Origin of the sequence: Pseudactinotalea sp., assembly GCF_048594945.1 — a bacterium.
Classification (GTDB): Bacteria; Actinomycetota; Actinomycetes; order Actinomycetales; family Beutenbergiaceae; genus Pseudactinotalea.
Genome location: NZ_JBMDXJ010000007.1, coordinates 1 through 10,688, shown reverse-complemented (window position 1 = coordinate 10,688; position 10,688 = coordinate 1). Strand labels below are relative to the sequence as shown.

At 71.0% G+C, this 10,688-nt stretch carries 13 protein-coding genes; 10 read left to right on the top strand and 3 right to left on the bottom strand.

What is annotated here, in order from left to right; all coding sequences use genetic code 11:
• Positions 1–108: 108 nt before the first annotated feature.
• Positions 109–2,562, bottom strand: coding sequence for a beta-glucosidase (locus ACOJSN_RS00230; RefSeq protein WP_420110500.1), 2,454 nt, complete (start codon positions 2,560–2,562; stop codon positions 109–111).
• Positions 2,563–2,763: 201 nt separating this feature from the next.
• Here ACOJSN_RS00230 and ACOJSN_RS00225 point away from each other — a divergent pair, with 201 nt between their 5' ends.
• From ACOJSN_RS00225 to ACOJSN_RS00210, 4 genes are read left to right on the top strand one after another with little or no spacing between them, the layout of a single operon-like run.
• A complete protein-coding gene (locus ACOJSN_RS00225) occupies positions 2,764–3,330 on the top strand; it encodes a TetR/AcrR family transcriptional regulator (protein WP_420110499.1) in 567 nt (188 codons plus the stop codon).
• A gap of 51 nt (positions 3,331–3,381) precedes the next feature.
• A complete protein-coding gene (locus ACOJSN_RS00220) occupies positions 3,382–4,386 on the top strand; it encodes a zinc-dependent alcohol dehydrogenase (protein WP_420110498.1) in 1,005 nt (334 codons plus the stop codon).
• Positions 4,383–5,621, top strand: coding sequence for an alpha-galactosidase (locus ACOJSN_RS00215; protein WP_420110497.1), 1,239 nt, complete (start codon positions 4,383–4,385; stop codon positions 5,619–5,621). The genes ACOJSN_RS00220 and ACOJSN_RS00215 overlap by 4 nt, the downstream gene beginning before the upstream one ends.
• A 22-nt stretch (positions 5,622–5,643) precedes the next feature.
• Positions 5,644–7,152: an alpha-N-arabinofuranosidase gene (locus ACOJSN_RS00210; protein WP_420110496.1), complete on the top strand. Its 1,509-nt coding sequence runs from the start codon at positions 5,644–5,646 to the stop codon at positions 7,150–7,152.
• A gap of 7 nt (positions 7,153–7,159) precedes the next feature.
• Here ACOJSN_RS00210 and ACOJSN_RS00205 read toward each other — a convergent pair whose 3' ends face one another.
• Positions 7,160–7,624 carry a hypothetical protein gene (locus ACOJSN_RS00205; protein ID WP_420110495.1) on the bottom strand — a complete coding sequence of 155 codons (465 nt, stop codon included), beginning with the start codon at positions 7,622–7,624 and terminating at the stop codon, positions 7,160–7,162.
• Positions 7,621–8,163 (bottom strand): RNA polymerase sigma factor, encoded by a 543-nt coding sequence (locus tag ACOJSN_RS00200; RefSeq protein ID WP_420110494.1) that lies wholly within the window; start codon positions 8,161–8,163, stop codon positions 7,621–7,623. Before ACOJSN_RS00200 ends, ACOJSN_RS00205 begins: the two co-directional genes overlap by 4 nt.
• Positions 8,164–8,274: 111 nt before the next feature.
• Between ACOJSN_RS00200 and ACOJSN_RS00195 the strand changes: the two genes are divergently transcribed.
• The 6 genes from ACOJSN_RS00195 to ACOJSN_RS00170 form a co-directional block, all read left to right on the top strand.
• Entirely contained in the window at positions 8,275–8,781 is a 507-nt protein-coding gene (locus ACOJSN_RS00195; RefSeq protein WP_420110493.1) for an Asp23/Gls24 family envelope stress response protein, read from the top strand.
• Positions 8,778–9,152: a hypothetical protein gene (locus ACOJSN_RS00190; RefSeq protein WP_420110492.1), complete on the top strand. Its 375-nt coding sequence runs from the start codon at positions 8,778–8,780 to the stop codon at positions 9,150–9,152. The genes ACOJSN_RS00195 and ACOJSN_RS00190 overlap by 4 nt, the downstream gene beginning before the upstream one ends.
• Complete coding sequence (locus ACOJSN_RS00185) at positions 9,152–9,331, top strand: DUF2273 domain-containing protein (RefSeq protein ID WP_420110491.1); 180 nt, start codon at positions 9,152–9,154, stop codon at positions 9,329–9,331. Before ACOJSN_RS00190 ends, ACOJSN_RS00185 begins: the two co-directional genes overlap by 1 nt.
• Complete coding sequence (locus tag ACOJSN_RS00180; protein ID WP_420110490.1) at positions 9,324–9,665, top strand: hypothetical protein; 342 nt, start codon at positions 9,324–9,326, stop codon at positions 9,663–9,665. Before ACOJSN_RS00185 ends, ACOJSN_RS00180 begins: the two co-directional genes overlap by 8 nt.
• Complete coding sequence (locus ACOJSN_RS00175) at positions 9,662–10,258, top strand: DUF6286 domain-containing protein (RefSeq protein ID WP_420110489.1); 597 nt, start codon at positions 9,662–9,664, stop codon at positions 10,256–10,258. The genes ACOJSN_RS00180 and ACOJSN_RS00175 overlap by 4 nt, the downstream gene beginning before the upstream one ends.
• The coding region (locus ACOJSN_RS00170) for a hypothetical protein (protein WP_420110488.1) at positions 10,251–10,688 on the top strand (438 nt) is incomplete at its 3' end. The genes ACOJSN_RS00175 and ACOJSN_RS00170, both read left to right, overlap by 8 nt.

Sequence of the window (10,688 nt, the reverse complement as noted above, 5' to 3'; positions counted from 1 at the left end):
CTCGAGGTCGTGGGTGTTTAACGATTCAACACCATGGCGGCGGCGATGTCGAGAGTCGGGTCGAAAGGATTCGTCCGCGCTCGCTCGCCCAGTGAGCTCAGGGTGCGGTCACCGTGTGATCCGCAGCGGAAGGTCGGTCACCGAGGCGCCTACCCGCACGGTGAAGAGGCCAGGTTCGCGCTGCCACCCGCCGTCCCAGTGCTCGAAGGCGCGCGCCGGCACATCGATCTCCACGATGGCGCTCTCGCTCGCCTCCGCGTACGCGGAGGCGAACGCCGCGAGCCAGCGCACCGGCCGCTCGAGGGCGGAGTCCGGTCGCTCGGCGTACACCTGCACCACCTGCTTGCCTGACCGGCCCCCGGTGTTGGTGACCTGCACGCGGAGCGTGGCACCGCCGTCGGCACTCTCGTTCGACTCGACCGAGTCGAAGGACCAGGTGGTGTACCCCAGTCCGAAGCCGAACGGATAGGCCGGTTCGCGGCCGGTGCGGAGCCACGCCCGATAGCCGATGTGCAGGCCCTCGTCGTAGCGGAGCGTGCCGTCGGTCGCCGGGACCACGTCGGTCACCGGGGCGTCGTCCGACGTGGCGGGCCAGGTCGTGGCCAGCCTCCCGCCGGGCTCCGCCCGGCCGAGCAGCACGTCAGCCAGCGCCGCTCCGAACTCTTGGCCGCCGAAGTGACCGAGGGCGATCGCAGCCACGTCCTCGCGCCAGGGCAGCGCGACCGGGGCGCCGGCGTTGACCACGACCACCGTGTGGGGGTTCGCAGCCGCGACGGCGCGCACCAGGTCGTCCTGGCGGCCCGGCAGATCGATCGTGGTGCGGTCGAAGCCCTCCGACTCGACCGCGCTGTTCGTTCCCACGACCACGATCGCCACGTCGGCGGATGCGGCTGCCGCAGCGGCCTCGGCGATCAGCGCGTCGGCATCGGCGGCTGCCGGCGCCGTGCCCAGGGTGACCGAGAACGCGTTCGAGAGCTGGCCGCGGTCGGCGCTGACGTCGAACGTCGCGACGATGTGCCTCGGCTCGCCGGCGACCAGCCGCACCGGTGCCGTGAGCGAGGGTGGCGACAAGAACGCCGCCCCGAGATCGGTGCCCTCGACCACGGGGGTGTCGTCAACGAGCACCTCGCCGTCGACCGCGATCGTGCCGTGCACACCGGTGGCGAACCCCAGCTCGACGTCCTCGGTCTCGGCCGGAGTCAACGTCAGCTGGAGCACCACCTGGCTCGTCTCGGCCAGCGGCGCGTCGCCGCCGAACCACACGAGCGCCGTGGAACGCCGATCCTCGGAGTACAGCTCGGTGCCGTCGGCGGCGAGGAAGCGTACGAGCAGCCCCGGCTCGCCCGTGCGAGGGTGAGTGAGGGTCGTGGGCGCGAGCTCCGCGACGCCCTCCTGGACCACCGCGCCCACCGCGTACGTCACCGCGGCTTTCGGGAGGGCCGCGCGGATCCCGTCCAGCGGGCTGACGACATGCTCGGGCACCACGGTGGCGGAGCCGCCGCCCTGGGTGCGCGCCGTCCGCGCGTTGTGCCCGATCACCGCCACGGTGGTCAGCTCCGGCGCCACGAGAGGGAGCACACCGGTGTTGCGCAGCAGCACCGTGCCCGCGGCGGCCGCCTCCCGTACGAACGCGGGGCCGTCGAGTGCGGGGGAGTCGTCGCCACCTCGCACCTGCGACTCACCGAGCGCCCCGACCCTCCGCGCGAGACCGAGGATCCGGAGCACCTTGCGGTCGATCGCGGACTCGTCGACCTCGCCTGAGCGCACGGCGTCCACGAGTGCCGGTCCCCACGGCCCACCCGGCCCGGGCATCGCGAGATCCTGCGCGGCGGATGCGGCCGCGAGCGAACGCACCGCAGTCCAGTCGCTGATCACCACGCCGTCGAATCCCCATTCCGAGCTCAGTGGGGTCTCGAGCAGGTCGTTCTCGGACATGGTGACGCCGTCGACCGAGTTGTAGCTGCTCATGACCGACCACGCCGCGCCGCGGGTGACAGCGTGCTCGAACGGCGGCAGGTACACCTCGCGCAGTGTTCGCTCGTCGGTGCGCACGTCCACCGTGAACCGATCGGTCTCGGAGTCGTTGAGCACGTAGTGCTTCGAGCAGGCGGCCACGCCTCCGGACTGCACCCCCTCCACGTACGAGGCCGCCAGCTCGGCCGTGAGGATCGGGTCCTCGCTGAAGGCCTCGAAGGTCCGCCCGCCGAACGGCGTGCGGTGCAGGTTGATCGTGGGCCCGAGGACCACGTCGACGTTCTTGCGCCGGGCCTCGCTCGCCGCGGCGGCACCGTAGCGGCGGGCGAGGTCGCGGTCCCACGCCGACCCCAGGCTCGTGGCGTTCGGCAGGTTGAGCGACGGTGCCCGCTCGTCCCACGTCGGCCCCCGAACGCCCGAGGGGCCGTCGGACAGGACCATCGCACGCAGGTCGATCGCGGGGATCGGCGTGGTCGTCCAGAAGTCGGCGCCGGTGAGCAGCGCGACCTTCTGCTCGAGCGTGAGTGCGTCGACGAGGGGTGCGAGGTCGGTCGGTGCGCTCGCGGCGCTCGGCTGCTCGGCGGTCATCGTCGGGTCCTCTCGCGGCCAGCACGGACCGTCGTGGTCCGGTGCGGCACGCTAGCACCAAACCCGAGGGTCCGCTAGGTTTTGGCTCGAGAGCGGCGCACGCTCGCTCCGGCACACTGATGTGGTGAGGCAGCGATGACGCAGACGGCAGCAGGCAAGGGCGCCGGTCGACCTCGGGGCCCGTACCGAAAGACACGCGACGTGCGTCGCAGGATCCTCGACGCCGCGCTCGAGGTGTTCGCGCAGTCGGGGTACCGCAGCGGGTCGCTCCGCGAGATCGCGACTCGCGTGGGCATGAGCGAGGCGGGCCTGCTGCACCACTTCCCGAGCAAGATCGAGCTGCTCAGGGAGGTGCTGGCCCACCGCGACGTTCGCGCGGACCGGATCGTGGACCGCGGCGGTGACGACGGCCTCGCGACCCTGGCGGGTGTGATCGAGCTGGCGCGCCTGAACGCGACGGAACCGGGCGCCGTCGAGATCTACTGCGTGCTGTCGGCCGAGGCCACGACGCCGGACCATCCGGCGCACGAGTTCTTCGTGGAGCGCTACGCCTCGCTGCGAGCCTCGATGACCACCACCTTCGAGAGGTTGCAGGCGGACGGCCGACTCCGCGAGGGGGTCGATCCCCGGAAGGCCGCCGTGCGGCTCCTCGCCATCTGGGACGGCCTGCAGGTGCAGTGGCTGCTGGACCGCGAGTCCCTCGACATGGCGGACGAGATCGCCGATCACCTCCACCGCATCCTGACGGTGCGGCTCCCGGGATGCTGATCGCGCCGAGAGCGACGTGACAGGCGGCGATGTGAACGCTAACATCGAGGCATGCGCGTGGCGATGCTGCACGGTGTGGGCGATATCCGCCTCGAGGACCTCCCCGACCCCGAGGTGCCCGAGGGATACACGCTGGTCCGCGTGACCGACGTCGGGCTGTGCGGGTCCGATCTGCACTGGTTCGGGGAGGGCGGTATCGGCGACGCGACACTCACGCGCCCCACGATCCCTGGGCACGAGTTCGCAGGCATCGGCGCCTCGGGAGAGCTCGACGGCGTGCCGGTCGCTGTCGATCCCGCCATCCCGTGCGGCCGCTGCGAGATGTGCGAGCTCGGGCACCGCAACCTCTGCGCGAACATCCTCTTCGCCGGGCACAGCACCCTCGACGGCGGCCTGGCCGAGCTGATCGCCTGGCCCACGCCCCTGCTGCACCCGCTCCCTGAAGGCATGACCGGTGCCGACGGCGCCATGCTCGAACCCCTCGGCGTCGCGCTGCACGCGTGGGACCTGGCACACACCCGGGTCGGTGACACGATCACCGTGGTCGGTTGCGGGCCGATCGGACTGCTGACCATCCAGCTCGCCAAGGCCACCGGTGCCGGGCGAGTGATCGCCGTCGAGCCGCGGCAGCATCGCCGCGAGGCGGCGGCGCGCTACGGCGCCGATGTGGTGCTCGACGTCGGTGAGGCGCGCGAGGCCGCCACCTGGCACCGGTGGGGGCTGGGTGCCGATGTCGTGTTCGAGATCGCCGGCACCGACGACGCGATCGACATCGCCGTCACGGCTGTCCGCCCGGGTGGGCGGGTGGTTCTCGCCGGGATTCCCGACGGCGACCGGTCGTCGTTCCCTGCTCATGTCGCACGCCGCAAGGGGCTGAGTCTGGTGATGGTGCGTCGTATGAAGGAGATGTACCCGCGGACGATCCGGCTGGTGGAACAGGGCCTGGTCGATGTGCGCTCGATGGTCACCGAGCGGGTCCCGCTCGAGGACGTTGCGGGCGGGTTCGCCCGCGCCACTGCCCGGACCGGGCTCAAGACTGTGATTGGACTGACGTGAGCGCGACGACCCCTCCTCTGGGCTGGAACTCCTGGGACTGCTTCGGCACCACGGTGACCGAGGACGAGGTGATCGCCAACGCCGAGGTGATGGCCGAGCGTCTGCTGCCGTTCGGGTGGGACATCGTGGTGGTCGACATCCAGTGGTACGACCCGACCGCGCGTGCGCACGGGTACAACGACGACGCGCCGCTGCTGCTCGACGAGCACGGCATCCATCAGCCGGCACCGAACCGCTTCCCTTCCAGTAGCGACGGCAGCGGCTTCACCTCGCTCGCCGCGCGTGTGCACGATCTCGGACTCCGGTTCGGCCTTCACATCATGCGCGGCATCCCGAAGATCGCCGTGGCGCAGGAACTGCCGGTGAAGGGGACCGAGTGGACCGCCGTCGACATCGCGGACACGTCCTCGACCTGCCCCTGGAACCCGGACAACTACGGCCTGAACCACGACCACCCCGGCGCGCAGGCGTACTACGACAGCCAGGTCGCCACGTTCGCCTCCTGGGGTGTCGACTTCATCAAGGCCGACGACATGCTGGCGCCGTACCACGACCGCGAGATCGCCGCCTACGCCGGGGCGATCCGCCGCAGCGGCCGCGACATCCAGCTCAGTCTGTCGCCCGGCACCGGACTCGACGTCGGTCGCCTCGAGCACCTCCGCGAGAACGCGACGATGTGGCGGATCTCGGACGACCTGTGGGACCGATGGGAGGACGTGCTCGAGCAGTTCGACCGGTTGGCTCGGTGGGCGCCGCTGCAGCAGCCGGGCGGCTGGGCCGATGCCGACATGCTGCCGCTCGGGCGCATCGGTATCCGCGCCGAGCGCGGCGACCCGCGCGACTCCCGGCTCACGGCCGACGAGCAGCGCACGCTGCTGAGCCTGTGGGTACTCGCTCGGTCCCCGCTCATGATGGGTGGTCACCTGCCCGAGACCGACGACGCCACGTTCGCGCTGCTCACCAACGCCGATGTGCTGCGGATTCTCACGCACTCCAGTGGCAATGCCGAAGTGCATCATGACGGTGAGCTGCGCGTGTGGTCCGCCGTCGGGGACTCGGGTGAGCGCTGGGTCGGCGCCTTCTGGTTGGGCGAGAACGCCGCCACCATCGACCTCCCCGCGCGGATCGAGACCCGTACGGCGACCGGCGTCGACGTCTGGACCGGTGCGCCCGCCCTCCTCAACGACCTGACCATTCCCGCGCACGGCGTACGCCTGCTTCGCCTTGCGACCTGACCAACCCCAGGAGAGATCATCCATGGCTGCCACCGCTTCCCTCACTCTTGATCCCGCATTCGTCGTCGGCCCCGTGCGGCGCCGGACGTTCGGCTCGTTCGTCGAGCACTTGGGCCGCTGCGTCTACACCGGGATCCACGACCCCGGTCACCCGACCGCCGACGAGGACGGCTTCCGACAGGACGTCATCGACCTCGTGAAGGAGCTCGGCGTCGGCACGGTCCGTTACCCGGGCGGCAACTTCGTGTCCGGGTACCGGTGGGAGGACGGCGTCGGGCCGGTGGAGGAGCGGCCGCGCCGGCTGGACCTCGCGTGGCACTCGACCGACCCGAATACCGTCGGTGTGGACGAGTTCATGCGGTGGTGCGAGAAGGCGGGCATCGAGCCGATGATGGCGGTCAACCTCGGCACCCGCGGCGTGCAGGAGGCGCTCGACATCCTCGAGTACACCAACGTGGTGACCGGCACCCACTTTGCCGACCTGCGCCGGGAGCACGGCCGCGAGGAGCCGTACCGGATCGGCATGTGGTGCCTCGGCAACGAGATGGACGGCCCGTGGCAGATCGGGCACAAGACCGCCGAGGAGTACGCGCGGCTCGCGAACGAGACCGCCAATGCGATGCGGATGGTCGACCCCGACCTCGAGCTCGTGGTGTGCGGCTCCTCGAGCTCGAGCATGCCGACGTTCGGTTCGTGGGAGGCGACCGTGCTCGCCGAGACCTACGACAAGGTCGACCTGGTGTCGGCGCACGCCTACTACCAGGAGAAGAACGGCGACCTGGCCTCGTTCCTGGCCTCCGCCGTGGACATGGATCACTTCATCGACTCGGTGGTGGCGACCGCCGACTACGTGCGGGCGGTCGGCAAGCACTCCAAGAGGATCAACATCTCCTTCGACGAGTGGAACGTCTGGTACCAGGACCGCGTGGCGACCGACGTCGCGAAGGGTGACGACTGGCCGGTGGCGCCGCGGATCCTGGAGGACCAGTACAACGTGGCCGACGCCGTCGTGGTCGGGTCGCTGCTGATCTCGCTGCTGCGGCACACCGACCGCGTGCACTCTGCGAGCCTGGCTCAGCTGGTCAACGTGATCGCCCCGATCATGACCGAGCCCGGTGGTCGGGTGTGGAAGCAGACGACGTTCCACCCCTTCTCGCTCACCGCCAAGCACGCGCAGGGCGAGGTGCTGCAGGTCGCCCTGAACTCGCCCACGCACGCCACGGCCAAGTTCGGCGAGGTGACCTCACTCGACGCCGTGGCCACGCGCGATCCCGAGACCGGTGCGGTGTCGGTGTTCGCCGTCAACCGCAGTGCCGAGGGCCCGCTCGAGCTGACGGTGTCGCTCGAGGCGCTCGGTGAGCTGAGCCTGGAGGAGGCGTTGACCTACACGAGCGAGGACCACACCTGGTCCGCGACAGCTGACGACGACACCTCGGTGCTCCCCACGGCCAACGACTCCGCGGCGCTCACCGACGGCACCCTGACCGTCACGCTGCCCCCGGTCTCGTGGAGCGTGCTGCGGCTCGGGTGAGCTCGGATCAGGTCGGCGTCGGGTCGCCGAGGTCGCGCTCGCTGAGCGTGTGCACATCGGCGACCACGATGTCGACGACCTCCGCCTGATCGCCCAACGTCTGCAGCACGATCTCTCGAGTCGCCTCACGGGCGGCCTCGGCGACCGTACTGATCGCGCCCGGGTACGCGATCGAGATCGCGAGGACGATACCGGTGAGCGCGTCGTGCTCGTCGGTCTCCAGGCTCACGCGCAGAACCTGCAGGTCCGACCGCTCGTCGAGGCGTGCGCGTAGCAGCCCGACCAGCACGGTCGAGGCCACGCGGAAGCCCCCCTCCTCGCTCGTGCCGCGCACCGGGGTCGAGGGGCGAAGGGTGATCAGCAGTCCCCGCAGGATGCGCTCGTGCGCACGCTGCCAGCCGGTGTCGGTGGACGCACGCAGCTCGTCCGCGGCCTCGCGCAGGAGGTCGTCCAACGAACGCTCGTCGGTCATCTCCACCCCTCCAGGTCTCGTCCGAGGTTCTGGCGCGCACGTGCGAGCCTGCCACGCACGCCGCCAGGTGTCGTGTGCTGGATCTCGGCGATCTGCTCGTAGGACAGGTGCTCGACCTCGCGCAGGATCCAGCACGCACGCTGGTCGGGAGTCAGGCGGGCCAGCGCGGCGTCGAGCGCCTGCAGCAGCCCGGTGAGCTCCGCGCGTTGCTCGGTCCGCGCGTTGTCGGCGATCTCGAGCTCCTCCATCGGTATCGATGTGTGTGTGCTCAGCCGCCGCAGCTCGCGCCGCACCTTGTTCGCCATGATCCCGAACAGCCACGTCTTCAGGCTCGACTCCTGCCGGAAGCCTTCGATGCCGCTCCACGCGGTGATGAAGGTTTCCTGCACGCAATCCTCGGTGAGCGCGTCGTCGCTGACCATGCGTCGACCGAATCGGTACAGGCCGGGGCCGTACCGCGTCACCAGCACCTCGAACGCCGCACGGTCGCCGAGTCGAACGCGCCGTACGAGCTCCGCGTCGCTCGACCCAGCCCCCACCCTGTGAGGTATATCACGAGGTGGTGTCCGTGACGATCCGGGCGCTGCGGGTACTCATCACATGAAGGCGCGTGCCGGGAACCCGGCGATGGCCGAACCAGGGAGGACACCATGGCTGACAGCAGCAAGCAGGTCGCGGAGCGCAAGCCCCGCACGGAGGTAGCACCCGCGGGCAGCGGCACGGAGAAGCCGTCGCCATTGAGCGGGGAGAACGGGACGACCCTGATCGCCGACGGCGTGGTGAGCAAGATCGCCGGCATCGCGGCCCGTGAGGTCTCCGGCGTGCACGGCATCGGCGACGGCGCTGCGCGCGCCTTCGGCAGCATCCGCGAGCGCATCCCGGGGGGCTCGACCAACTACTCGCAGGGGGTGAGTGTGGAGGTCGGTGCCGAAGAGGCCGCCGTGGACGTGGAGATCGTGGCCGAGTACGGCGTCGCGATCTCCGACGTGGCCGCCGCCGTACGCCGCAACATCATCGGATCGGTCGAGCGGATGACCGGGCTGCGGGTGATCGAGGTCAACATCAACGTCAACGATGTGCACCTGCCGGAGGAGTACACCGAGGTGGAGACCGACCACGGTGGCGCACGCGAGGAGCGCGAGGCGCGGGTGCGGTGAGCCCCGAGCCGGAGTCGCCGACGCCGACGCCGACGCCGACGCCGTCGAGCGGACCCGACGGCCGGTCCGAGGGGCTGGCCGACCGGGTGCGCGACCGCGCGTTGAGCGTGGCCGGCGTGGTGGATCTCGCTGCGGGTCTGGCGGGCGAGATCGCCACCTACCTGCCCGGTCGGCAGGTGCCGGGCGTCCGGCTGCATCCCGATCGGGCGGAGGTGCACGTGGTCGTCGACACCAGCACCCCGCTGCCGGTCGTGGCCGCCGAGCTGATGCGGGTGGTCCGCGAGCTCGGGTTCGACCGCGTCGACGTCCACATCGATGACCTGCGGGAGATCGCCGTCGGCACTCCCGGAGCTATGGAAGAGGAAGCATGATGGATCTGACTCGAATCGGCTTGATCGCGGGACTGCTGCTGGCCATCGCTGCCATCACCGGCGGCTTCGGCGGGTTCCTGCTGGCGCTCGTGCTCGGCACGCTCGGTGCGGTGATCGGTGCGCAGCTCGACGGCAGGATCGACCTCGGGCAGCTGCTGAGTGGGCGCCGCCGTGGCTGAGATCGTGGCAGCAGCGAGTGATCGCGGCAGCACCACGGTCGCCGATCGCGTGGTCGAGAAGATCGCCGAGCAGGCGGCCCGGCTGACCTCGCCACGCGTGAGCGGTGCGCTCATCGGCACCAAGTTGCCTGCGCTCGAGGTGGTCACCGCCGGCAGCAGCACGCGGGTTCGTGCCCGCGTGGCCGCGCGGTGGGCGGTCCCGGTCGCCGACTCGGCGTCGGCAGTCGCCGATCGGATCCGCGCCGACCTCGAGCGGTACGCGGGCGTGGCTGTCGAGCTGGTCGAGGTCGACGTCGCCGCCTTCGTGCAGCCCGACGGCCAGGGGGAGCGATGAGTGCCGAGACACGGCCGGTGGTCACCGCAGCCGCGCCGGAGAGCAGGACCGGAGCGCTCGCCCTGACCGCGGTCGTCGGCGCGCTTCTCATCGGCGGTGCGGGCGTCGCGTTGGTCCAGCAGGGCCTCGTCGACGGCGGGGTGCTGGCCGGGCAGGGCTGGCTCACCTCGACGGTGGCGTGGCTGGATGCGACGACGGCGGCGACCGCTGCCGCAGTGATGATCCTCGTGGCCGTGCTCGGCCTGGTGTTGCTGCTGGCTGCGGTGTTGCCGCGGCGCCGCGCCGAGCTGCCGCTGCCGGGAGCTCCGGGCGTGGTGGTGGAGCCGGGCGACCTTGCACGGATTGCGTCGGCGACCGCCGAGACCGTGGACGGGGTCCTGACGGCCACCTCGGTCGCGAGCCGCCGCCGTGTCACGGTCGACGTCGAGAGCACAGGCGCCGCGCACGTGCCCGCGGCGGTGCGGGGGGCTGTCGCCGAACGGTTCGAGAGCATCGGACTGGACGTGGCGGTCGGTGCCCGCGACGCCGTGCGGGGGAGTGGGCGGCAGCAGTCACGTACCGAGCTGCCGCCGCACGGAGGCACCGATGCGTAGGGAACGCCGCACCGCTGCGACCGACCGCGCCACTCTGATCGTCCTCGGCCTCGTTCTGGTGGCGGCCGGTGGGGCAACGGCCGCGTGGCAGCTCGGTGCGTTCGGCGCAGCGCCCGAGTTCACAGAGGAGCACGACCGCCTGATCGGGCAGCCGTGGTGGCCCGCCGTGGCAATCGTCGCGGGCGTGGTGCTCGTGCTGGTCGGTGTGTGGTGGCTGCTGCGGCACCGGCCGGGCGGCAGCGTCACGCGGCTCGCGCTACCGGGTTCCTCGTTCACCACGCGGTTGCGCGTGCGTCCGGACGCCGCCGTCTCGGCGGCCAACGAGGCGTTGCTGCGGGTGCCTGACGTGCGCTCATCGCGGCTCCGGCTCGTGCTGCGGCGCGGCGCGATCGAGGTGCACGGATCGGTGGTCGCCGCGCGCGACGCCGAC

What these genes read in the sequence shown, in the direction of transcription:
- ACOJSN_RS00230 (WP_420110500.1), bottom strand. Translation starts at nt 2,562, where the DNA reads ATGACCGCCGAGCAGCCGAGCGCCGCGAGCGCACCGACCGACCTCGCA.
- ACOJSN_RS00220 (WP_420110498.1), top strand. Translation starts at nt 3,382, where the DNA reads ATGCGCGTGGCGATGCTGCACGGTGTGGGCGATATCCGCCTCGAGGAC.
- ACOJSN_RS00210 (WP_420110496.1), top strand. Translation starts at nt 5,644, where the DNA reads ATGGCTGCCACCGCTTCCCTCACTCTTGATCCCGCATTCGTCGTCGGC.
- ACOJSN_RS00205 (WP_420110495.1), bottom strand. Translation starts at nt 7,624, where the DNA reads ATGACCGACGAGCGTTCGTTGGACGACCTCCTGCGCGAGGCCGCGGAC.
- ACOJSN_RS00195 (WP_420110493.1), top strand. Translation starts at nt 8,275, where the DNA reads ATGGCTGACAGCAGCAAGCAGGTCGCGGAGCGCAAGCCCCGCACGGAG.
- ACOJSN_RS00185 (WP_420110491.1), top strand. Translation starts at nt 9,152, where the DNA reads ATGGATCTGACTCGAATCGGCTTGATCGCGGGACTGCTGCTGGCCATC.
- ACOJSN_RS00175 (WP_420110489.1), top strand. Translation starts at nt 9,662, where the DNA reads ATGAGTGCCGAGACACGGCCGGTGGTCACCGCAGCCGCGCCGGAGAGC.